The 25833-nt window shown below is 45.8% G+C and carries 9 protein-coding genes; 6 read left to right on the top strand and 3 right to left on the bottom strand.

Annotated elements, in window-relative coordinates; genetic code table 11:
- The first annotated feature begins 17 nt into the window (after positions 1 to 17).
- Positions 18 to 209: a hypothetical protein gene (locus VEA_RS16615; RefSeq protein ID WP_005376565.1), complete on the top strand. Its 192-nt coding sequence runs from the start codon at positions 18 to 20 to the stop codon at positions 207 to 209.
- A 49-nt stretch (positions 210 to 258) separates the two neighbouring features.
- Here the strand turns inward: VEA_RS16615 and torS are convergent, their stop codons facing one another.
- Positions 259 to 3222, bottom strand: a complete 2964-nt coding sequence (torS, locus tag VEA_RS16620) for a TMAO reductase system sensor histidine kinase/response regulator TorS (protein WP_006742786.1) — start codon at positions 3220 to 3222, stop codon at positions 259 to 261.
- An 88-nt stretch (positions 3223 to 3310) separates the two neighbouring features.
- Here torS and torT point away from each other — a divergent pair, with 88 nt between their 5' ends.
- Positions 3311 to 4315, top strand: a complete 1005-nt coding sequence (gene torT, locus VEA_RS16625) for a TMAO reductase system periplasmic protein TorT (RefSeq protein WP_006742785.1) — start codon at positions 3311 to 3313, stop codon at positions 4313 to 4315.
- Between the two features lie 64 nt (positions 4316 to 4379).
- The gene (locus VEA_RS16630) at positions 4380 to 4835 is read left to right on the top strand and encodes a methylglyoxal synthase (protein WP_005376571.1); all 456 of its coding nucleotides are present in this window, start codon (positions 4380 to 4382) and stop codon (positions 4833 to 4835) included.
- A 77-nt stretch (positions 4836 to 4912) separates the two neighbouring features.
- Here the strand turns inward: VEA_RS16630 and helD are convergent, their stop codons facing one another.
- Positions 4913 to 6982, bottom strand: a complete 2070-nt coding sequence (helD, locus tag VEA_RS16635) for a DNA helicase IV (RefSeq protein WP_006742784.1) — start codon at positions 6980 to 6982, stop codon at positions 4913 to 4915.
- Between the two features lie 323 nt (positions 6983 to 7305).
- Here helD and yccS point away from each other — a divergent pair, with 323 nt between their 5' ends.
- The 3 genes from yccS to VEA_RS16650 all read left to right on the top strand — a co-directional run bounded on the left by yccS (position 7306) and on the right by VEA_RS16650 (position 10257).
- Entirely contained in the window at positions 7306 to 9459 is a 2154-nt protein-coding gene (yccS, locus tag VEA_RS16640; RefSeq protein ID WP_006742783.1) for a YccS family putative transporter, read from the top strand.
- A 184-nt stretch (positions 9460 to 9643) separates the two neighbouring features.
- A complete protein-coding gene (locus tag VEA_RS16645; RefSeq protein ID WP_041853076.1) occupies positions 9644 to 9874 on the top strand; it encodes a hypothetical protein in 231 nt (76 codons plus the stop codon).
- 80 nt (positions 9875 to 9954) lie between these two features.
- Positions 9955 to 10257, top strand: a complete 303-nt coding sequence (locus VEA_RS16650; protein ID WP_005396673.1) for a hypothetical protein — start codon at positions 9955 to 9957, stop codon at positions 10255 to 10257.
- Between the two features lie 159 nt (positions 10258 to 10416).
- Here VEA_RS16650 and VEA_RS16655 read toward each other — a convergent pair whose 3' ends face one another.
- Positions 10417 to 25788, bottom strand: a complete 15372-nt coding sequence (locus VEA_RS16655; protein ID WP_006742782.1) for a retention module-containing protein — start codon at positions 25786 to 25788, stop codon at positions 10417 to 10419.
- Positions 25789 to 25833: the final 45 nt, after the last annotated feature.

Here is a 25833-nt window from a genome sequence, read left to right on the forward strand (position 1 = left end):
GATTTAAGGGGGTTCTCATGGGTATCCGAGATAACATTGCCGCTCTTGAACAACAGATTTACGTTGCTTGTTCTGAGGGAGACTACGAAACGGTCAACATGCTTGAGCATCAACTCGAATACTTGCGTGGCAAAGTGGAGCATCCTTTTGATGACGACCCTTATGCCCTAGACACTCGATTCGAGTGGGAAGATGACATGACCGAATAGAAAAAACCTCCGGCTTGCCGGAGGTTTTTGTTTTTGGGATGCAATTGATTTACTTCGCCATCAACTCATCAAGAGCTTGAATTGATTCAGACACTTGAGACGCCAATTGATCTTTAGTCGCCATATAGGTATCTAAAGGTTGAGGTGCAGCTTCAATTGCTTGGCAAGAGTTCATTAATGCCGTAAGCCCTAAACTCCCTGCGCTGCCTTTTAGTTTGTGAGCAAGGTTCTTCACTTCTTTACTGTCATTACCACCAGCAGACGCTTGCAGCTTGCTTAGTACATCGGCACTGGTCGTTCTGAACAGATTAATGATGTGCAACATCTTCTCTCTGCCCAAGATTTTCATATCGGACTCAATCACGCTCGGGTTAATGATGACCACATCTGATTCCTCTGTTTTAGGGACTTGAACAACCTTTGATTGTATCGCTTGTTCTTGAGGCGAAGTTTGATCAAACGGGGTACAGTCGGCATTTTGTGGCAACAACAACGGTTTTCCATCCAGCACGTCCTGAATCAATGCCGCTAGAGCTTCTTTTGCCAATGGTTTAGGTAAATACCCGTCAAAACCTGCAGCTAAATAGCGCTCAACTTCTTCGGCAAAAACGTGTGCAGACACTGCGATCATAGGCGTAGCAGCAAGGGCTTTATTGGCTGGTTTGTTACATTCAATTTGTTTCAAACGTTGGATTAACTCGGTTCCATCACAGTCTGGCAAGTTGATGTCGACTAAAGCGATATCAAAATCCTGCGTGCTGATCAGTTGCTCTGCTTGTGAGCCGTTTTCTGCCATCACGACCTGGTGGCCCATGCTTTCTAAAAAGCCTTCCGCAACCACTCGGTTTACTTCATTGTCTTCTACCAACAAGACTTTCGCTTTCACTTTGCAGCGCGCGGTTGCCACTGCACCGGTTTCAACAGGTTCACTTTCCTCTAATGGAATGGAGAACCAGAATCGACTGCCATGTCCTTCTTCAGAATCGACTTCTAAAATACCGCCCATCGCTTCAATGATTCGTTTACTGATGGCAAGGCCAAGCCCCGTTCCTCCAGTTTGACTCATCCCACCTTCGGCTTGCGTGAAGGCATCAAACAACGTTCTCTGATCTTTTTTGGCAATACCTATCCCGGTATCTGATACTTCGAATAGGACTTGCGACTCATCCTCTGGGTTGAGGCTAACATAGATATCAATTTCACCTTCGTCAGTAAATTTAATCGCGTTTCCGACGAGGTTGTTCAGCACCTGACTGATTCTGGTGACATCCCCTTTCCAATAGCGACTTACATCACTTTCGATATGATAGGAAAACAACAGCCTCTTCTCTTGAGCTCGACTGTTCATCAACTGGAAAGTGTCTTCAACCATTTGGTGTAAATCGAAGCCCATGTGGCGAATCTCTAAATGCCCAGCTTCAATCTTGGAGTAGTCCAGCACATCATTCAGAATCGCGAGCAACGTTTTACCACTGCGGTTGATGATTTCCGCATAACGCTTTTGAATAGGATTGAGGCCGGAGTCAATCAACAGACGTGCCGTTCCGAGCACCCCATTCATCGGCGTTCTGATCTCATGGCTCATGGTCGCCAAGAATGCTGATTTAGCTCGACTCGCTTGCTCTGCTTGCTTACGAGCTTTCGCGTGATTCAAAACCTCTTCATTCAAACGGCGGTTCGCTTGTTTTAACTGCGAAGTGCGTTGCTCAACGAGCTCTTCCAAATGCTCTTTGTGCTCTTCGAGCTCTCGCTTGGCTTGAGCTTCTCCCTCTGCGACCACTTTTAGCGCTTGCGCTGTATTTCGAGCCGTGATGATAGCTTGCCCCATATGCGCTAGCTCATCTTTGCCTTTTACCTCCAGCTCGACGGCTAAGTTACCCTGCGCCACAGAAAGCAGCGCAGCAGAGTACTCTGCCAATCGCTTAACCACAGAAAGGTATACAACACGCCATAAAATCAGCACCAACACAATCAAACCAACAATTGAAATCACCGTTAGAGACCACTGAGCGAATTTCAGCGTGCTCGTCAATTCATCCACAGCGACGGTTGTCGTTTTGTTTGAATCATCAACCAATTTGTTTACGGTGCCATTCAGCTCCGAAAACAATTCCAGTGTCTTTTGCATCAGTTGTTGAGATTGTTCGTTATTCTCATACTGCTGCATCAAAATAGTGAACACGACCTGACGCTTACCGAGCTCTGTTAGTAGTTGGCTCATTTGTTTAGAGCGAGTGGGATCTTCCACGGCAAGCACACGGCGCTTCATGATTTTGAGATTACTTTCAAAATCACTTTGCACCTGCTGGATGCGCTCAATATTGGTTAATGTGCGAGCTTCTTCAATTTGATTCAGCATTTTAAAAGCCAATAAGTGCAGCTCATGCAATCGCTCTGTCAGATCTAGATCCACTTCCACCAGCGCATCTAGTGCCTGATAAACTTGCGATTTTTTATTCGATTCTAATAAGTCATAGATATGTGTGACGTTAGCAACGGCAATGGTGCTCGTGTTCTGAACTTGCGTCCGAGTTAGCTGTTCCAACTCTTCACTCAGTAAGCGCATCTCTTCGACACGAGTATCAATCTCTTTTGCCAGCCACAGCTTTCTTTCAACCGAAACACCAAGTTCTGCCAAGTTGTCGATAACGTTCTGGACGTTATTCTCGAGATCTTCTAGCAATTGAGAATCAAACGACTCACTCCCCAGCTCTTTGATATGAGTAAGCAATGATTCGAGCTGTTCGAAAAGCACACGCCCAGACTCTTTTCTTTCCTGCTCGTTTCTTGCGTTTGATAACAGTTGTACAGACGAAATGATGCGAGTACTCAACTCAGAGACTTGCCTCGCTTCAATCATGGCGGGAATTGCAGAATCCACGACATTTCTTTCCGTCTTGGCAACTAAAGAAAATCCAGACACACCAATAAGTGCCGATAACATAACCAGCATTGCCATCGCAATGAAAGACAACAAGAGTTTACGACCGATGCTTGCGGTTGCTAGCAACATATTTTCATGACCTTAATGTTCGTGTTCAGCGACATATTACGTTATATTTTGCAGTGTTTACTTAATCTATGCCAACGAACTTCATTTCATGGTTAAAAATCAACACGCATTTCGCACAATTTTCAAACATTCAGCAGTCACATTAGCCCTCGTCGCTTCTTTACCAGTGGTTGCAGCAGAAAAAGTATGTGCCATTTACCCTCACCTAAAGGATTCATACTGGTTATCCGTAAACTATGGAATGGTGTCCGAAGCGAAAAAAGAAGGCGTCGAGCTGAGAGTCCTTGAAGCAGGCGGCTATCCCAACAAAACGCGTCAAGAGCAACAACTCGCACTGTGCAGCCAATGGGGAGCAGATGCGATTGTCCTTGGGACCGTGGACCCACAGGCCTATGAACATTCGCTTAAGAATTGGGTCGGAAACATTCCTGTCTTTGCTACTGTGAACCAACTCGATCTGGATGAAGAGCAAAGTGAGCTGTTAAAAGGTACGGTCGGTGTTGACTGGCACTGGATGGGATACGAAGCAGGAAAATATCTGGCTGCTCGCCACCCAAAGGGATCAGGAAAAACAAATATTGCCTTACTTTTGGGGCCGCGTACTCGTGGAGGTACGAAGCCCGTGACTGCCGGATTTTATGAAGCGATCCAAGAAAGCGATATCAACATCGTTGACTCGTTTTGGGCAGACAACGACAAAGAGTTACAGCGTAACCTGGTTCAACGTGTGATTGATATGGGAAATATAGATTATATCGTTGGCAGCGCGGTTGCGATTGAAGCCGCTATCAGTGAACTGCGTAGCGCAGGCAAAGCTGAGGAGATCGGTTTGGTTTCTGTGTACTTAAGTCACGGTGTTTACCGAGGACTATTGCGTAACAAAGTGCTCTTCGCACCAACAGATAAAATGGTGCAGCAAGGCAGGCTTTCCGTCATGCAAGCAGCACATTACTTAAGGGGCAAAGAGTATGACAAACATGCCTCACCAACGATCAAACCACTGACTCCGAAGACGCTTCATGACGATACGATCGAAGAATCGTTATCTCCGTCAGAATATAGGCCGACATTCCGTGTTAAGGCTGTTGATTGAAAGACAAAAAACGTGTTCTATTGAATAACAACAATTTTAAAATCATACAAACGGAAACATCTTGATGCAAAAAACCATTCGTACCATGCCAACCCACAAACATGTGGCTTTGGTTGCCCATGACAACTGCAAACCTGAGCTACTTCGCTGGGTAAAAGAAAACAAAGAAAAACTGCAGAGTCACTTTCTTTACGCGACTGGCACAACCGGACACATGTTGAGCAAAGAAACTGGACTGGCGATTAAGAGCATGATCAGTGGCCCAATGGGCGGTGACCAACAACTTGGCGCGCTCATTTCAGAAGGTAAGATCGACGTTCTCGTTTTCTTCTGGGATCCGCTAAACGCCGTACCTCACGACCCAGACGTTAAAGCGCTTCTTCGTATTGCTAGCGTTTGGAATATTCCTGTGGCAACGAACCGAGCCACCGCTAAGTTCTTGTTTAACTCCCCTCTTCTTGAGCAAGAAGTGGATATTGAAGTACCGGATTACGAAGCGTATCTTGCTGAACGCATGTAAGCTTTGATGCCAACCGAATAACGTAAAGGCGATACTGAGTATCGCCTTTATTATTTCTAAAATTCAGAACTCAGCCTTCAACGCGAAGTGATGATCGGATAATCACCATTGACGAGCTCTTGAACAAATGCGGACCCAGCGCCAGTGTGCGTAATCCAAACTTTCTCTTTCGCACGCGTAATCGCCACGTAAAACAGCCTGCGCTCTTCTGCGTGAGGGAATTTGTCTTTAGACTCGGTCAATGCGCCATCAATGTGAATTTGCTTCTTCTTCGCAGGGAATTGCCCCTCATCCACAGAAAGAATAATGACAAAATCAGCCTCTCGCCCTTTACTCGCATGGCAAGTCATAAAACGAATATCGAGATTAGGAAAACGTCGCAACCAATCGTCATACAAGTCGGGCTTATGATAATGATTACGTCCTAACAATAAGACTGACTTGGTTTGCTTGGCTTGTTGATTCAATTGATCCAAGATCTTTTCAACTTGGTTACTCGGTGCGGTATGCACACTCTTCTGCTTACGTTGCTTGTGGCTATTTAGTGTTTTCGGCAATTGCGATGGGTTTTGCTGAACAAAAGTGTTTGCCACATCACCAATCTGATTGTTGAAACGATAAGTCGTATCTAGATGATGAACGGTAGAGTGAGCAAAGCGCTCTTTAAACCCAGTGATAAGATCGACGTCCGCACCAGCAAACTGATAGATGGCCTGCCAGTCATCACCAACCGCAAACAACGTCGCACCCGCTTGTTTCTGTGTGGATTCACACAGTGCTTCAATCAGTGCTAAACGGTCTGGAGAGATATCTTGGTACTCATCGACCATAATGAAGCGCCATGGGGATACAAATTTCCCTTTATTTACATAATCTGTCGCACGACTGATCATGGTAGGGAAATCCACTTGATTGCTTTCTTTAAGCATTTTCTGCCACGCCGTAAAACATGGCCAACACAAGGCAAGTTCGCTGTTTAAACGAGTATAGTCTTGGTGATTTACCAACTTTTCTTGCACTTGCTTTTTGGTTAGCCCTACCGCAGCTAAGTGAGACAACTGAGAGTCTAGCCACGCGATCAGTTTTGGGTTTTCTGAGTGACTTCCTAACTCATCGTCCCCTTTTAAATAGGCAATCGGCCATTTGTCTAAATGTTTTTGCCAACGTTTAAAGTTAGTAGGCGTCATCCAATGCTTTTTCAGCCAATCTACACACCATGCCGTTCGCTGGTTGTCATCTAACGCCAACGGACTGATCTCAACAGGCTGTTGCTCAACTTGATTAAGTATATATAAGCCTAGTTGATGGAACGTATTCACACGCACACCGTCTGCGGCCATGCCTACTTTATCCACTAAACGCTCTTTCATTTCAGTCGCGGCATCACGACCGAAAGCCAGCATAAGCAACTCTTCTGCTTGAGCCTGGTGGCTTTGCAACAAGTATGCAACTCGAGCCGTTAAAACACTGGTTTTGCCAGAGCCTGCGCCAGCAAGGACTAAGTTGTGATCATCGTTGAGCAACACCGCATATTGCTGGGATAAGTTTAAAGGCGAAGATTCTATGCGATTAAACAGCACTTCCCAATTCGGACGTTCTTCCTCAAGCCAATCACGATTACGCTCACCAAGCGTCGCAGACGTATCAATAAGCCAAGGTTCGATTTCCGCCATGCGATTCGGCATCCGCATTTTGGCTTCTTCTAGAGTGGTTTTCATTTCGCTTAACTCTTGGTTAAGACTTTCCACCCAGGAGACCACTTGAGAGTGCGATAGATAGGCAGGAAGATGCTTAAGTTTGTAGAGCTCTTCTTCCCACTTAGGTAGATACTCAGCCAGTTTTCGGCACTGAGTATTGTGCCATTCTTGATACTGACGAACAGCTTCAAGAGCAAACTTACGGCATTGTGGCCACGGTAGCCCTTGTACTAGCCAGCTTTGTTGTTTGCCTTCGTGCTCATGAGCAAAAAACTGCAAAGAGCTCCATAACAACCCACGCTTTACGCTAACTTTGCCATTCCAGATCGTAAAAGGAATATGTTCTTCACTGCCTATTGAGCTTAATAAAACACTGTTCTCTTTTATTTCGACGTGATGGTACTCATTTTGAATAAAAAACTGTGCTTTGCTAGTGGCAGTGAGCTGCATGAAACGTGCGCCTTTTAATTTAGAAGTTGTCGATTTATATCATTTTAAGGCGCCAAATTGTAGCAATGGCGAGCACCTAAGTAAGCATCTTCTTTTATTCTTTAATAAAATTCACATTACTGTCGATTTAGTAACCTAAAGCTCATTCTATTTGAAGCTGACTTTACAATTATAGACATATTGCATGGCTGCTTTAGTATAAGTCAATGACATCCCTGTTGATTTTATCAGCAACAACGAATTTTTCTTAAAGTAAATCATAAACGCGCTATAGTGGTTTTGGTAGTATTCCCCCGTTCTTCATCGGAAACATAAGGCGCATTGTGCAAGCAACTTTTAAATTTCGGCTCTATTGGGCAAACAAGACCATAAATTACAGCGTTCTTATCCTAATCACCTTACTGGGTGTGGTTATCCCGACTTGGTACTTCGAGCAAAATACGCTGATCACGCCGCTAATATTGGGCGTTATTGCTGCTGCTTTGGCAGAGAGTGATGACAGCTTCACTGGGCGCATCAAAGCGCTGATTCTGACCTTTCTCTGTTTTGCGCTCGCCGCTTTCTCAATTGAAATCTTGTTCGACACCCCTTGGGCATTTGCATTAGGGTTATTTATCTCAACCTTTGGTTTTATCATTCTTGGGGCGATAGGTCCTAAATATGCGAGCATTGCTTTTGGCTCTTTGCTGATCGCCATTTACACCATGCTTGGCGCACATGAGAGTACCAACATTTGGTTTCAGCCACTGCTGCTTTTAACTGGTGCGGCTTGGTATTACTTCATGTCGATGATTTGGCAGATATTTTGGCCTCTTCAGCCTGTGCAACAAAGCTTAGCCAATGTGTTCTTCCAAATGGCAAATTATCTCGATGCGAAAGCCAAGCTTTTTCACCCTGTCTCCAACCTAACGCCACAGCCACTTCGGATTGAAGCCGCAAAGTGCAACGCAGCGACGGTGATGGCGCTAAACGCTTGCAAAGCCACATTACTAAACCGCTCGAAACGCGGCCACATTGATGGCCCTAGTGACCGATTCTTAAATATCTACTTCATCGCTCAAGACATCCACGAACGAGTCAGCTCTAGCCATTACCGCTATCAAGATTTAGCAACTGAATTTGAACGTTCTGATGTGCTGTTTCGCTTTAAATATCTTTTGGAATCTCAAGCCCAAGCGTGTCGTGATATTGCATTAGCGATTCAGCTAGGGAATGAATACTCACATACCGATCAGTCCATCTTGGCCTTAGCTGAAGTGCAAAATTCACTTGCTTACTTAGAAGAACAAAAGCAAGGACACTGGAAACGTCTGCTAATGCAGTTAACATATTTATTCAATAACTTAGCGACGGTAGAAAAGCAACTGAATAACATTAACAACCCAGATGTTGAGGGCCTAGAGGAAGATACGCTCGCCGATACTAACCCGCACACATTAAAAGCCATGTGGCAGCGTATATCCGCGAATTTACACAAAGATTCGATGCTGTTTCGACACGCATTGCGTATGTCGATTGCCTTGACGATTGGTTATGGAATCATTCAAGTATTCAACATCGACCGAGGTTACTGGATACTCTTAACCACTCTCTTCGTGTGTCAGCCAAACTACAGTGCAACGCGTCAAAAGCTGACAGCGCGAGTCATAGGCACATTAGCCGGTTTGTTAATTGGCGTACCATTACTGACTTTCTTCCCTTCTCAAGAAAGCCAGTTAGTATTCATCGTTATTTCTGGCGTGATGTTTTTCGCCTTTCGGATGAACAATTACGGATACGCAACTGGTTTTATCACACTACTGGTCCTCTTCTTATTCAACCAGTTAGGTGAAGGTTACGCGGTTGTGCTTCCTCGACTGGCCGATACCCTCATCGGGTGTGTGCTTGCTGTAGGAGCCGTACTGGTTATTTTGCCAGATTGGCAATCGAGAAGGCTGCACAAAGTCATGTCGGATGCGATAGATGCTAACAAACAGTATCTCGATCAGATCATTGGTCAGTATCGAATTGGTAAAAAGGACAACTTGAGCTATCGCATTGCTCGTCGTCAGGCCCATAACAGTGATGCCTCACTTTCTTCTGCCATCAGTACAATGCTTGCGGAACCTGGTAAATATCGTGCTGCCGTTGATGAGAGCTTCCGCTTCTTAACGTTAAATCACGCAATGCTGAACTATATTTCTGCTCTTGGTGCGCACCGAACTCGCATTGAAGATGAGTCAATTCATAAGCTCGTTTTAGATGCGCACCGCTGTATTCATCAGCATTTAGACGTTCTCCATAAACAGCTTCACCAGCATTGCGAAGAGTGCGATTTATCTAATATTGACGACGCAGGACTTGAGCAACGCTTAAATGAGTGGCGAGATGAAGATGATAGTTCCGCTCGCATGGTATTGCAGCAACTTCACCTTATCTATCGCATGCTCCCAGAGCTACATTCACTCGCCAGTAAGTTTGCAGTGAGGGTTAACTAGTAACACACGGATAGAAAAGGGAAGCGGATTGTCGCTTCCTTTTTTCTTTCTACTTTTCTATCTACCCCAAAGTGGGTAATTATGTACCTTCATAGGAAAAATCTGACGTATCACTTAACGCACCTTGACAATATTCGGACAAAAAGCAATCGATCAAATTCTAATCTATCTAGGTTGAATAAATATGTTGTATCCAAAGGACGAAGAATTTCGGGAAATGAAGGATAAACCGAATTACAACGAGGGTATTGAGATGAACGCACAACAATTTAATGAACTTAAACAAAAGCTCAGCGATTTAACGGCGAGTCAGTTGAAATCATTACAGGGTGAGATAAGCGTAAAGTTAAACAAAACGCAAAACCCAGTACTTTCTGTTGAAGAGCGAGAAATGCTTTCTAAACTGTTTGCTTAATCAAATCATTGATATAAAACACTTGAACGTTTTATAAACTCCACCTATGCTCTCATTAGCATAGTATTGGGAGTGGTGATATGCCTGTATCAGGAATTCAATCTGGGCACCAAATTGTTCAGATGTCACAGCAGATGGCTGAAAAAGCCGCGCATGGCATTAATGATAATTTAGGTAAAGTGAAAGAAGAGATCGCTTCTCACAACATCGATTTGGCTAAAGTGGCAGATGTCGCAATAACCGCTTCAACTCCTAGCCTCCCCTCTCAAAAAGTTGAATCACTCATCAACCTTACGCAAGCTGCAGGTTACAACCGAGTGGGTGCGTCCGTCATTGAGAAAAACAATGAAGTTATTGGCAGCTTACTCGATATTCACGTCTAAAACTTCTTAGTTCCGACCTGTCACTACAAATCCGTAACAAGCCCTCTTTTGCTACCTAATGTTGTGCTATTTCGATTCAATAAGTCTCGATAAAAACCAATAACTCCCAATAAAAACGGACGCCTTGTTGAAGCCGCCCGTTTTATGTTGAATCCAAATTTATCCGTTATCAATAACACCGTGATTCAGCAATGACTCTACAATCTCATTGGAGCTAAGACCGTTGAAGTCTATCGATGTACCTAAGTTTTCCACCACAATGGTTTGCTGGACATTTGCATCCGTCGTAATGTTCAGAGAAACATTTTCTGTTGATGCATCGTAATCGGCTTGAATGTGCGCAAGTAAATCATCAATACCCGCCGTTGGGTCATTCAAATCAGCGATCACGTCTTTGAGGTCAATGGTGTCCTCATTGACGCTAAAGTCAGTGATGGTGTCAATCGCACCATTATCCACCGTGTCTTCTGTCCATTTAAAGATATCGCTACCCGCACCACCAGTCAGAATATCAGAGCCTAGTCCGCCGATAAGCACGTCATCTCCATCTCCTCCTAGGATATAATCATCTCCCGTACCTGCTGCTAAAGTAATGCCTGCATCACTACCAATAAGATAGCTGTCTTCACTTTCAGCAGACTGATCAATATCTTGACTATTTAGCGTAACGTTTAGATTAATATCTAATGGCGTTGAATACGCTTGGTCACCATTTGATGCAGTAGAAACCGCAGTCAATGTAATATCGTAATCTCCCGGGATCGCATTATTGATGTGTAGCGTATCAATTTCATCTTCTGGAACAGTCCATGTTGTACCATCAAAGCTGATATTCGATGTTGTAGCTTCACTCGTGATAGTGGCTCCTCTTGGCACGCCAGTGAGCTCTAAGGCCAGTACTTCATCGACATCGGTCAACGCCGCCATAATACCCACCAGCGCGATGCCTTGACGGCTTGCACTTTGACTCGCACTAATTTTTTGAATGTAACTAAAGTTCTGATCAATGGCCAAGTTTGGTACGTCAGCGACAGGCGTTACGTTAATATCAAACGTTTCTGATGTTTGTAGTGAGGAACCCGTTAAGTTGTCATAGAAGATACCGTTGTCATCAGCGGTAACGGTAAGCGCAATAGAATTGCTGTTCACGTCACTGGCATCAATAAATACACCGACATCCGGATCCGTCGAAGCGAAAAGACTATTAAGCTGAGACAAAGTCCCCATCAGTACAGTTTCACCTGCTAAACCAACGCCTTGAGTAATGCCACTCCCCGCCGGGACAACGACACTTATATCACCCTCATCGATGCTGAGTGACACCGTCATGATTTCATTCTCATGAATACCTGCAAAATCAACATCGGTAATTTCGATACCTGAGATTTTTTGATCCGATGACTCCACAATCGTATTTGTGACCATTGAGCCATCAATCTCCGGAGCATCGTTAATCGCCTGCACTGTCATCACGGCTGAGCCACTGACGGTCTTCGGATCCGAGACGCCATTGGTCATGCCATCATCCGTAATATCGTAATTAAAGCTTACATCCCCGTAAAAATCAGGAGCAGGTTCAAAGCTCCACTCCGTTGAGCTCAGTTGAGTAAGCGTCCCTGCTGCAGGGTCGACAAGCGTAACATTGCTAACGGTTAAATTGTCCGACTCAATATCAACCGCATTAACCAGCAAGTCTGCTGCGGTAACAATAACAGCGCCGCTGTCTTCATCAATACTTGTCAACGTCACTTCCGATGTTGTTGGCGCATCATTCACCTCTGTGACTTCAATTACAAATTGGCTACTATTTGAATTGAGTGTTTCATCGACACCGCTAATCACGATACCTTCGTTGCCTTGGTCATCGACAGAGATGTCGACATTGACGTTACCAAAGAAGTTAAGCGCTGGGTTAAACTCCACTAAACCATCAGCGATAGCGGCGTTAAGGTCAGATACGGTTCCTTTCAGTTCAATTGAACCCGTGCCGTCTCCAGAAACCGTCAATCCGTAATTGGCAATAATCGATGGTTCGAGCGCCAAGTAACCGCTATCGACAGCAATATTCAAGACATACTCTGCGGTAGGATCATCAAGTACCGCATCCACATCCGAAATACCAAATGTATCCAGCAGGATAGCGTTGTCTTCTGGTGTTTCAACGTCAATGACATTCGCGAACTCCGGTCGATCATTCACCGCTTCAACATCAACAGCTACGTCAAACTCCTCGGCTGAACCTAAACTTTGGCGACCATCGAGCCCGGTATCAACCGCTTGCACTTTGAAATGCAGTGACCCACCCCATGAGTTATCGTTGCGATCACCAGAATTAAAGACCACTTGATCCAAATCTTGAGCATCGATTTCTAATACGAAGACGCCATTTCCTTGGTCAGTAAACACCGTTCCATCAGGTAATGAAACACTCGCCCCATCAGGGACATTTGAAATCTCAACTCTCAGCGTCTCTGGATCATTTTCCTGGTAGGTTGCGCCATCTCCGATGGACTCTTTGTTATCAACCACCAGCGCATTGACGTTGATAACAATATCTTCTCCCTCATTCCCCGCAGCTGAAGTATCAGGATTCACATCGACATCATCGCCAATAGGATTCACAACCAGCGTAAAGTTATTAGTTCGCTCTGTTGGTACTTGTAACAATTCTTCTTGGATGAACACGGTAATGCCAATCTCTGCCTCGCCACTGAAGTTTTTCGGCGGTTTGATTTGGATGTCACTCAAATCAACGGATGTCTGAGTAAGGTCTTTTAGCTGAATACTCCATTCTCCTCCGCCGTTGTTCTTAACAACATAATCAGAGGAATTGGATTGCACGACAAAATCATCAGGGATCCCTGTTAACTTGAGTGAAACGAAACTTTCAGAGCCATCATTATCGTTTAAGCTGATCGAAACCCCTGAGCCTGATTGATTCAACGAAATTAAAGTATCTTCGTCACCAACCACGGTAATTGGCTTCGTAGGATCGGCACCTGTAATCGTAATATCGTCCACCACTGGCGTAACTTCGAATGTCACGTCATCAGTAAAAGTTCTTATATCGATATTATCGCCAGGGTTATTTAGGATAGACTGATCAAATACAGCCTCGTCCGTGATCTCTCCTTCGATATTAATCTTGACGGTGTTTTGTCCCCCACCTACGGGATAATTTTCTTTCGGCTTAAACAGAACATTATCAAGCGCACCCGCTAAAATCTCTGCTTCATTAAACTCAATACTTGTCCCTAAGCTATTGCCATTTGCGTCAACAAACTCCCCCAGTGTTGTGTCATCGAGTGCTAACTTAATATTCGTTAGCGTTTCCTGACCACCTTGGATATTGTTATAACGGTCGGCAAAATCGACATTCAGATTAAGCTGGATTAAACCATCTTCATAACCCACACCATCCGCCGTTGGTACATCGTTATTTAGGTCATCAACGGGTTGTTTGTTCGCGTCTAAACCGAGAGTACCTGTGATATCCACTGTCACATTTGGTGTAACATCACCATCTAATGGCTGATCACCCGCCGAACTCGGAACATCTGCAATCGGTAAAACCTGAACTGGAATTCGCACGTTGTTTTCTTTTTCGTCGCCAGACTCTGTGTCTTTGGTGACAAACCTCACAGGCAATTCGAAATCACCAGCGTAATCTTCTGCCAAGTGCATCGTTAAACCGTCCAAACCCGTGATATTGCCACTAGCATCAATATCTGCTTGGAAAACGTATTTACCATTGACAAAATCGATATCAGTGCCTGTTATCACCAAGCCTGGAGGAATACCGGGTGCAGATGGATCAATAACAACAGTCAAAACATCTTCCACACCATCCGCATTAATCGCATCGACTTTCGACGTCAATTGAGTGCCAAGGTCGATCGCATTATCTTCCGATGCTTCAATTTGGACGTCATCAGCCACCTGAATTTCAGCGGCAACACTCGTTTGCGGCGTGAGAACCGTCGGAAACTCAAGTGTCACGTCAGTTTCTCTTACTACTGTTGCGTCTTTTTCAACGGCATCTTCACCTAAATCGTTGACCTCGGCATAAATGGTTAACCCAATTTGAGATAGACCGCCGTTGTCACCATCATCGCTGTCGTCGTTTGGCGTTAAATCAAGACCCGAAGGCGCTTTAATCGAGAAGTTTTCTTCGTCAATGACTGTCCATCGACCGCCGCCTTCGTTCAATGCACCAACAATGACCAATTGATTGAGAATCTCAGGGTCGACATTGTGGAACTGAACAACAAGCTGAGTCACCACTTCATCTGAAGAGGCGTCAAACTCTTGGTATTTGATGATATTCGCACCAGACTCCCCACCCGTTGAAGTATTGATCGTAAAATCAATGTTCCCTTGGCCATCTGACTTCACGATGTCAGTGACAACGCCAGTGCTTTCAGTAACAAGCAAACGTGTCTGGGCGTCTAGCGATCCTGTTGTATTTTCTGGCTCAACGATTGGATTGACTTGGACATGCACCATGCCATTGATGGTTTTTTCTGCAATTCCCTGCCCTGGATTAGAAGCATCGACATATTCGTGGTCAATCTCTTTCACCGTCACCGTAGTATTCAAATCAAAGTCAGTACTAGAGTCTTGCTCTAATTGCACCTGGACATACCCGCTTTGAGAGATTCGAGCAGAAAAGTCTTGCTCCGACTCGTTCGCTAGTGGCGAAAGTGTTAATGTTCCAGAAACCAATGTTTGTGCTACGCCATCGACATAAACCGTGCTGCCTGGAGGAAATCCAGAAATCGTCACATCACTAAAGAACTCGTCTGTATCAGGGCTTTGAGCCAACGTTGGCTTCCAATCAATATTAAAGCGTGTATCTTCATCACCTTCTGATTGAACCGTGTAGTTATCTTGCGCATCAATGACAGGAGCGACAATAATTCGGATCTCACCCGATGAGGTTCGACTGTGACCATCATTCTCTGTGACGATCGTCGTCGCTGTAATATGAATGTTCTCCGTCGATGACGCTTCCGGTTTAATAACAATTCCAGAATTAATATTCGCCGTGGTGATATTGGCTTCATAGATTGGCTGATTTTGCGCGTCATAGCCTACAAAGGTCAGATCGACGGATGCACCATCGCTATCAAATACCTCGACACCTGCCGGAATATTGGACAGCAGAACCGTAACCGACTCTGAGTGATCATTCGGGTTATCTGGTAACTCGCCAGAGATGACACTAAAGCCCAACTCTACTTGACCATTCTCATCGATATTAGTCTCAATACCTCTCACATTGCCGTCATTAAACTCATGCCAGATCCCTGATTTATCATTAAGCTCAATAAATGGTATGTCAGCTACGCCTTTCACACCGACGATCACTGTTTTGCTGCCTAGTGACAACATATCCTCGGCAACCCCACTAGATAACGATGCCGTATCTTTTACGATACCTTCAACGTTGAAAGTAAAGTCATCATTGCTGTGCAACGGAGGAAGCACTTCGACGTTGGCTAACTCAGATTCTGGCACTTCGTAATAGAGTACATTGCCGCTTGAATCGGTCACTTCCACTATTTGGCTTGGGTTTGCTGAATCAAGCCACACTAACGTAACGCCATCAATTGAGAAGTCAGAAATACGCACAAACAGTGCTTCAGAACCATCTAAATCCGCAGACGGCTTCATGGTAATCACTTCACTTAACTGAAGTGGATCATGATCCGTGACAGGATTGACGGTGTCTTGAGTTCGAGCGTTATCCTCAAAGACATTGATTCGGTTGACTGTAAAACTACCTGGGTCCGCGATTGGGTTAACATCAATGATGATAGTTTCTGTCTCTGAACGTGCCGTTTCCTTCCCTGATAACGGATTATTGTTTTCTGTTGTAATCGCGGTTACATCAATCTTGATTTCGCCCGAGAAATTATCGATTGGGTCAATTTGAACGTCACCAATTCGGCTGGCATCTACGAGATAAACACCACCAGTTTGTGGAATCGCACTACCATCCGAATATACTAACTCTGCGTTACCTTCCCCTTGTGTAAAGACGAGCTCGTACACTATATCTTCAGGATTACTAGTATCCTGAGTTTCCGCCGTGATATTAAGTGCGACGTTGTTTCCGTCTTCATCGACAGAATAGTTAAACTCGCTGCTCGTCGTCCAAGTCGCAATATCTGCAACGGCAGCAACTTCAATGTCTAAACGACCATTAATCGTATGATCTGGCGTACCATTGTTAAGAATTTCCACACGGATACGAGGATCGATACCAGAAGCATCGGTCGAGGTATGACGATCTGGTACGAAGTACAAGTTATCTAACGAGACAAGCTCGCCACTAAATGATTGCTCGACATTCGACGCATCGAGAACAACCGTATCGCCTACTGGTGTCAGTTCAATGAAGTTACCGCTGCCATCTCGGTAATAGAAAGTACCGTTGTGCGTGCTTGCATCTCGAATCGTGATGTCACCTAAGCTCTCGTTACGGTCGATATCGTGTAAATTGATAACCAAGTCGACTTTCGCCGGCGTCACATCCAGCGTCGACAAGTTGTCCTGCGTATTTGCAGAGTCAACGCCCACAACGACACCATCACGCCCTTGGTCCTCGAACGCATTAACGGTAGACGTGTCAATTTGCGCATTGCGGTCTCTTATCGAGATATCCACATCGGCATCTGCGATATCGCCATCACCATCGGTTGCAACAACGTTGATGGTGAAATCAATCGAGTCGGTTTCGGTATGGTCAAGATCGTCATTAGGACGGAATGACACACTGCCATCAGTTCGAACAACCAAACGACCGATTTCAGTATCCACTCCGTCAAGAACCTTGTGAACAAATACGACTTGGTCGCTGCCGTTCAAATCGACAGAATCGGAATCAACACCGTTTTGCTTAAAGTAAATGCCTGAATCATCAGCCGAAAATGAAGTCACTTGTGCGCCGTCAGCACCAAGATCGTCATCAGCTTCTACAGGATCTTGGAATAAGTGAACCGTGCGGCTGCCTTGTCCCTCAACACGCAAAATAGATGCATCGTACAAGGTTGGAACATCATCGGTAATCGTCACTGGTAAGTTAATACCTGCCGTATCGCCATCGACATCTGTAGCAAAGACTGGAAGATCGAGTATGAGAGTATCTTCGCCTTGGGTTGAGTGGTCTAGCGCCCCCTCGAGTGTAAACTTGTAAGAGCCGTCAGCGCTCAAAACTAGCGTGAACACTGAGTTACCATCAGGTGTTTGACCTTGATAAGTAAAGTTGTTGTTGCTTACCGCGGTTTGAACTAACGTCACCGCAAGACCACCTGAAGTGACTCCCGGGATCGGGTTAGAAGTAAGATCCAACTGGTAAGAGACAACGGTATCTGCCCCTTCCACCGTATCGAAATTACCCGTTGCTTCAAGGCTGTCTTTGTTGGTTGCCTGAGAGCCATTAGCGAGGTCATCCTCGTCAACAGCCAAAGCATCTGCTGATTTAATTTCGGGAATGTCATCAACGATGGTGATTGGAAGGTTCAGTGATGATGACGTGTCACCATCAAAATCTGTGACTGTAATTGGGATATCAATGACAAGGTTGTTTTCACCTTGAACAGCGTCATGGTCGACTGGGCCCAACAGTTCAAACTGGTAACTGTCGTTATTCGCGTCAAGAGACAGCGTGAAGATCTTAGTTGATGTGCCAGTAATCACCGCTTCGTAACTGGTTACTCCACCATTGGTGCCTACTAGATTCAACTCGATGCTGCTGCCATTCGACGTTAAGCCTGACACGACTGCATCGAGGTCAGAAACTTGGTAGCTGACAATCTTGTCTGCACCAGCAACGACCTCAAATCCGCCGTTTAATACCGTAGAATCATTACTTGTCGTATCAGAGCCACCGGCAAGATCATCTTCATCAACGGTTTGTTGGCTAGAGTCTGTCACTTTCACAATAGCTGGAACATCGTCCACCACGGTGATCGGCAAGGTGATGTTATTGGACACATCGCCGTCGAAATCGGTCGCGTTGACTGGGAAGTTGATGACTAACGAGTTTTCATCGTTACCCGCAGGATGATCAAGTGCACCCAACAGTTCAAATTCATAGCTGTCTGCTGAACCATTTAGCGTCAGTTTAAAGACGGTATCCGTCGTACCTTGTACATAGGCTCGGTACTCAATCACACCATTTGAATTTGAGAACTCAACCAATTCAAGCGGTTGACCACCTGAGGTAAGTCCAGAAACAGGCGACGTCAAGCTATCCAACTGGAAGCTAACGATAGAATCAGCACCATCCGTAACGTCAAAGTTGCCGCCAATGATATTGGATTCTGGCGTGTCGTCCGAACCTTGGCTTGGAATATCATCCTCATCCACAGACAAGGTACTACCAGAGCTAATAGCATCAATGGTTGGCTTGTCATCTACGATGGTCACTGGCAAGGTCGCAGTGATGGTATCGTTGTCGCCATCTGTAATCTTCACAGGTAGATTCAACAAAATCTCATCAGAGTTAACCGCGTGATCTAACTGACCAGATAACTCAAAGTCGTATTTACCATCTTGATGAAGTGTCAGCGTAAAAACAGTCACTCCGCTCGGAGTTTGTCCCACGTAAACAAGCGCGTCAGCAGTTGAAGCACTAACGTCTTGAGAAAGCGTGACGTCTTCCCCACCCGATTTCAGATTCGGGATAGGATTTGAGCTCAGATCCAATTCGAAAGCATCAATACCATCTGCGCTGGTTACTTCAAATTCACCCGATACCGTTAATGGCTCTTTAGTGCCATCAGAACCAAGAGGTAAGTCATCTTCGTCGACACGTAGACTTTCAATATTGGTAACAACTGGAACATCGTCCACAACGGTAATTGGCAATGTGAAGGCTGGTGAAGTATCACCATCATTATCTGTCGCCGTCACAGGGAGATTAATAACAATCTCGTTTTGCTGATTACCATCTGGATGATCAAGCGGCTTCTGTAAATCGAACTCGTAGGTGTTGTTCGTTGCATCCAACGTCAGTTCGAAAACCACTTCAGCAGGATTGCCAGCAACACCTTGGTATACGTTCACACCGTTTGCGCTAGAAGACAGAACTAAGGTGATAGCTTCACCATCTGAAGTCAGTGACGCAACAGGCGTGGTCAGGTCACTCAGCTGAATAGAAGCAACTTGGTCAGCACCTTCAGTGATATCAAAAGTACCTGAAATAACAGTATCTTCTGCACTTGCAGCATCAGTACCTGCTGGTAGGTCATCTTCATCAACGGTTTGTTCGCTGCCTGCTAGTAAACCATCAATGGTCGGAACATCATCCACAACCATAATTGGTAAGGTGATGTCGTTCGACTCGTCTCCATCAAAGTCCGTCGCGTTTATCGGCAAATTGATGACCAGTTCATTTTGGCCATCAGCATTTGGATGATCGAGAGGAGCGAGCAAATCGAACGTGTAGCTATCATCAGAGGCATCGAGGGTCACTCGGAATACTGGTGTCGTCGTGCCATCAATACGAGCTTCGTAAACTGAAACGCCACCTGCGTTTGATACTTCAACCATGACCAGTGATTGACCACCAGAGGTCAGGCCTTGTACTGGCGTCGTTAGGTCAGAAACACCATACTCTACAATGCCATCAGAGCCATCAGTCGCGATGAAGTTACCGGCAATACTGTTCGCCTGCGTACCATCAGATCCTACCGTTGGGATATCGTCCTCATCAACCGTTTGCACACTTGTTGCTTCGATGCCACCAAGTGTTGGCTTGTCATCAACAATCTTGACAGGAATTGTCTCAACTGACGTGTCGCCATCAAAATCTGTTGCGATTATTGGGAAGTTGAGTGTCAACTCATCGCTATCTACCGAGTGGTCGATTGGACCTTCAAGCGTAAAGTTGTAACTACCATCGGTATTCACCGTCAGCGTAAAGACTGCTTCTGTGCCTGCCGTTGCTTTGTAGGTAAAGCTGCCGTCGCCATTTGCGGTTTCAGTCAGCGTGACCGCCACGCCTTGTGATGTCAGACCATCCACTGGTGTTGCAGAAGCGTCGAGCTGATAGCTTACCACTCGGTCAGAGCCTTGCGTTGTGGTGAAGTTGCCATCGATTGATATTGGATCGTTTTGATCCGAGCCAATCGTGGCTAAATCATCTTCATCAACGGTAATCGCATCGACATCAGTAATAGTCGGCTTGTCATCGACGATGGTGACTGGGATCGTTTCTGTGGTGGTATCACCATCAAAATCCGTCGCGATGATTGGGAAGTTCAGCGTCAGCTCATCACTACCTGTTGCATGGTCAATTGGACCTTCAAGCGTGAAGTTGTAACTGCCGTCGCTGTTCACCGTCAAGGTAAATACGGCTTCTGATCCTGCGGTAGCGGTATAGGTGAAACTGCCATCCGCATTCGCGCTTTCCGTCATTGTCACCACTACCCCGTGTGAGGTTAAGCCATTAATAGGGTTAGAGGACGCGTCTAACTGATAACGCACAACATGATCAGAACCCATCGTGACAAAGTGACCATCAATCGACACGGACTCGTTTTGATCAGAGCCAATCGTAGCCAAGTCATCTTCATCCACGCTGATCGCATCAACATTAATGATGCTTGGCTGATCATCAACAATAGTGACAGGCAGTATTTTAGTTGAAGTGTCGCCATCAAAGTCTGTTGCGATAATCGGGAAATCGATTTGTAGGCTGTCGCTATTCATCGCATGGTCTAGTGGACCTAGCAGAGTAAAGGTGTAGCTGCCATCTGGCTTCAGCACTAATTCAAATACGGCATTGCCATCTGCTGTGGCTGTGTAAGTAAAACTACCGTCGCCGTTAGCAGTTTCAGCAAGCGCGACAGGCTCACCATGAGAGGTCAACCCTGCAACTGGATCTGCTGTTGCATCAAGCTGGTATTTAACAACGCTGTCTGAGCCTTCAGTTGTGGTGAAAGACCCCGACATAAACGCATCATTGTTTTGGTCTGAGCCAATTGAGGCGAGATCATCTTCGTCTACTGTCAGTGGAACAACGTTATCAATGGTTGGAACGTCATCATTAATCGTGACTGGAATGGTCGCCGTCGTCGTATCGCCATCAAAGTCTGTTGCAATGATTGGGAAGTTCAGAACTAATTCATCGCTGTTTAACGCGTGATCGACTGGCCCTTCCAGACGGAAGTTGTATGTGCCATCAGCATTCACATTCATGGTGAAGACCGGATTGCCATCCGCGGTAGCCACGTAAGTGAAGCTGCCATCGGCATTCGCAGTCTCAACCAAAGTAACAGGCTCACCTTGGGAGGTTAACCCCGAAACAGGATCAGAAGCTGAATCAAGTTGGTAGCTCACCACACGGTCTGACCCTTGAGTGGTCGTGAACGCACCTTCTACATAAACAGCGTCGCTTTGGTCTGAGCCAATACCTGAGAGATCATCTTCATCCACAGCCAGCGGCACGACGTTATCGATAACTGGTGCATCATCCGTGATCGTGACTGGAATAGTTGCCGTGGCCGTATCACCATCAAAATCGGTGGCAATAATCGGGAAATCAATGGTTAGGCTGTCGCTGTTGGCCGCATGGTCGATTGGTCCTTGAAGCGTAAAGTCGTACGTACCATCCGTTGCGACGTTTAGGGTAAAAATAGGATTACCATCTGCGGTCGCGACATAGGTAAAGCTGCCGTCACCATTAGCCGTTTCGACCAAGGTAATCGCCTCACCTTGAGACATCAGGCCCGCGACAGGATCAGAGGTTGAATCCAGTTGGTAGCTCACCACTCGGTCAGAGCCTTGTGTGGTGGTAAACGCGCCTTTAACGAATAGATCGCCGCCTGGGTCGGAACCTATAACGTTAAGGTCATCCTCATCAACATTCAGCGCATCAACCGCTGTAATAATCGGTACATCATCAACAATCGTGACTGGAATGGTTTCAGTAACGGTGTCGCCATCAAAGTCGGTTGCGGTAATTGGGAAGTTCAGTGTCAGCTCGTCACTATCAACCGCGTGATCAATTGGCCCTTCTAGCGTGAAGTTGTAAGAGCCATCAGTATCTACTGTCAGAGTAAATACTGGGTTGCCACCCGCTGTCGCTTCATAAGTGAAACTGCCGTCAGCGTTTGCGGTTTCTGTCAGTGTGACAGCCACACCTTGCGATGTTAAACCGTCCACTGGTGTTGCTGAAGTATCAAGTTGGTAGCTCACCACACGGTCTGAGCCTTGCGTGGTGGTGAAGCTGCCATCAATAGAAATTGGATTACTTTGGTCTGAACCAATTGACGCTAGATCATCTTCATCAACCGTAATGGCATCTACGTCAGTAATAACTGGCTTATCGTCCACGATCGTCACAGGGATCGTGGCGTTTGTGGTATCACCATCAAAGTCGGTCGCGATGATTGGGAAGTTGAGCGTCAACTCGTCGCTATCGACAGCATGATCAATTGGCCCTTCTAGCGTGAAGTTGTAAGAACCATCAGTATTCACCGTCAGCGTAAAGACTGCTTCTGTGCCTGCCGTTGCTTTGTAGGTAAAGCTGCCGTCGCCATTTGCGGTTTCAGTCAGCGTGACCGCCACGCCTCGTGATGTAAGGCCATTAACTGGTGTTGCGGAAGCATCGAGCTGATAGCTCACCACTCGGTCCGAGCCTTGCGTGGTAGTAAAGTTGCCATCAATTGAAATCGGGTCTGTCTGATCTGAGCCAATCGTGCCTAAATCATCTTCATCAACAGTAATCGCATCAACATCGGTAATGGTCGGTTTATCATCCACGATGGTAACAGGCAGTACGATTTGGCTTGTATCACCATCGAAGTCTGTCGCAATAACGCTAAAATCAAGAGTTAAACTGTCGCTATTTGCCGCATGGTCGATTGGACCTTGCAACTCAAAACTGTACGAGCCGTCGGTATTCAAAATTAATGTGAAAACTGCACTGCCATTTGCCGTTGCGCTGTAGGTGTAACTGCCGTCTGCATTTTGCGTTTCGGCAATGGAGACGGTTTGACCTTGAGATTGCAGGCCATTTAAAGGATCAGCTTTTACATCCAACTGATACTGTACGACGCCATCTGAGCCCTGAGTCGTCGTGAACTGACCTTCAACCAGCGTTGGCTGTGATTGGTCAGAGCCTACCGAACTTAAGTCATCTTCATCGACGGTAAGAGCAACAACGTCGTTAATGGTTGGCACATCATCTGTAATGGTTACCGGTAGAACAAGTGAACTGGTGTCACCGTCAAAGTCCGTTGCGACAATAGTGAAGTCTAGAGTTAAGCTATCGCTACCCACAGCATGATCGATTGGACCTTCCAGAGCAAATGAATAAGAACCGTCAGGGTTCACTTGTAAGGTGAAGATATCGTCCCCTTCTGCCGTTGCAGAATAGGTAAAGCTGCCATCTGAGTTGACAGTTTCCGTCAGAGAGATAGATCGACCCTGTGATTCCAACCCATTGAGTGGATCAGTGCCGCTCTCTAATTGATAACTTACAACACGGTCTGAGCCCTGAGTCGTCGTGAAGCTACCTTGCGCGAGCACAGAGTCGCTTTGATCGGAGCCGATGCTTGATAAATCGTCTTCATCGACGGCTAGCGCATCAACGCCATCAATCGAAGGAACGTCATCTTGAACTTGAATGACAATTTGCGCCGCTTCTGGTGTGTTCGAACCGTCGGTAATCGAGGAGCGGTCGCCATCTGCATCTACCGCGTAAACTGGCAATGAGAAAGTAATCGAGTCATCGTTAACACCCGTATGGTCGAGTTGTTCATACAAGTTGAATTGGTATTCGCCCAATACAGGCGCATCAATCGCCACATCAAATACTGTGATACGCACGCCATCCAGCTCGATGAAGCCTTCGTAAGTGCGCACGCCGTTGCTCTCTGACGCTAGTTCCAGTTGAACAACCTGCCCTTGAGATTGGAGTTCTCCACCAACATTAAACTCTGTAGGCTCCAACTCATAGTGATCAATGATGTCACTACCGACCGCTGTCGTGATCGACCCAGTGCCACTTGTTACTACCGCGCCTTCCTGTGAACCCTGGTCAACCCCCGCCTCGTCTAAAGACAATCCCGTCACGTTTTCAATCACCGGGTTATCGCCATCAAGGATGGTCATCGTAAAGGTGTTACTTGCCGTATCTTGGTCGAAATCGACGATTGTGGTTGGCAAAGAGAGCTCAATCGTATCTTCACCGTTTGTTTGTTCTAACGGCTTAAATTGCTCAAATTGGTAGGTACCATCAGTATTCAGACTGATGGTTAAAACGGTTTCATTAGAGCCTGCAATGGACAGGGTGATAGTGCTGCCGTCTTCAGAGAGTACCGCCTCTGTTGCCTGATTATCACTCAATAGGCCATCAAATTGACTAAGTCCTTCTTGATTAAATGTGACCGTTGCCAATTGATCACTACCAATATCAACAAAAGTGCCAGTAATCGGAGTAGAAGAAGATTCAACGTTTTCGAAAGTAACGTTTTGCGGCGCCGGATCATCGCCATCAATAACAGTTGTCGTGAAATCGATAGGTGCTTGAATGCTGTTACCACCAATATCTGCGCCTGTAATGTCAAAAGCGATATTGATTTGATCACTGACGATCGATACCTGGCCATCAGAAACAGACGCGACATGGTCAATGCCCTGGCTAATCGTGGTAACGACCTCTAACTCTAAATCACGGCCTAAAGATGTCGCTTCGATCTCTATACGAAGCACTTCGTTACCTTCTTGAGTGCCGATAATAGCATTTTGCGCTTCGTCATAAACGAACGCCACTGGCTGACCAGCAGAGGTAATATCACTATTTAGCTCGGTTAACAGAGACTCTAATGAGGACGTTTCAGGTACAAATGAAGCGGTATCAAGTGCGAGATCTCCTGCTTCAATCAGCACACTAGAAGAAATGGTTTGCGGATAGCTTGATAGAGAAATTGAGCCTTCTGTTACGCTAGATTGCAGTGATTGTCCGCCATCGGCAAAAATAGTGACATCTAAATCATCAGCTTCATCGCGTTCTTCTACACCGCTACGAGTCGCTGACGTCTCAAAAAAGGTGGAGGCAAGTACTTCCGGATTATTATATTCAACGGTCACATAGCCAGCATTGGCTGAGCCTTCAGCGCCAGCACCAGCAGCCGTTGCTTCCAAAATAGCAGTCGGGTCAGCACCATCTAAAATGGCCTGTTGGATGGCCGCGACATCATTAGCGTCAAAGTTAGCACCTTCGATAGCTGTTGGATCGAAAGTAACCTGGCCATTAACTGGAGATTGCAGCAAGGTTTCTGGTTGTTCAAAAGAAGGTTCTGGAAGGCACGCGACACAATTAGCATCAACCAGATACAGCTCATTATGTATCTGTACATCAAGAGAAGCGTTATTTTCAGTAATGATCACTTCGCCAGATATTAACTCATCCCCCGCTTTTATAGACCTGGCTTTTCCATCCAGACCTAAAACCAAGACTTCACCTTTGACGGCATTTACAATCGCGTTCTGCGGCACGGTTTGCGTACTCATCTGACCTCCGCTAATGGCCTACGTTTCCCATTAACCTTTTTAGAT

Origin of the sequence: Vibrio antiquarius (assembly GCF_000024825.1) — a bacterium.
Lineage (GTDB): Bacteria > Pseudomonadota > Gammaproteobacteria > Enterobacterales > Vibrionaceae > Vibrio > Vibrio diabolicus.

What these genes read in the sequence shown, in the direction of transcription:
- VEA_RS16615 (WP_005376565.1), top strand. Translation starts at nt 18, where the DNA reads ATGGGTATCCGAGATAACATTGCCGCTCTTGAACAACAGATTTACGTT.
- torS (WP_006742786.1), bottom strand. Translation starts at nt 3,222, where the DNA reads ATGTTGCTAGCAACCGCAAGCATCGGTCGTAAACTCTTGTTGTCTTTC.
- torT (WP_006742785.1), top strand. Translation starts at nt 3,311, where the DNA reads ATGGTTAAAAATCAACACGCATTTCGCACAATTTTCAAACATTCAGCA.
- VEA_RS16630 (WP_005376571.1), top strand. Translation starts at nt 4,380, where the DNA reads ATGCAAAAAACCATTCGTACCATGCCAACCCACAAACATGTGGCTTTG.
- helD (WP_006742784.1), bottom strand. Translation starts at nt 6,982, where the DNA reads ATGCAGCTCACTGCCACTAGCAAAGCACAGTTTTTTATTCAAAATGAG.
- VEA_RS16645 (WP_041853076.1), top strand. Translation starts at nt 9,644, where the DNA reads ATGTTGTATCCAAAGGACGAAGAATTTCGGGAAATGAAGGATAAACCG.
- VEA_RS16650 (WP_005396673.1), top strand. Translation starts at nt 9,955, where the DNA reads ATGCCTGTATCAGGAATTCAATCTGGGCACCAAATTGTTCAGATGTCA.
- VEA_RS16655 (WP_006742782.1), bottom strand. Translation starts at nt 25,788, where the DNA reads ATGAGTACGCAAACCGTGCCGCAGAACGCGATTGTAAATGCCGTCAAA.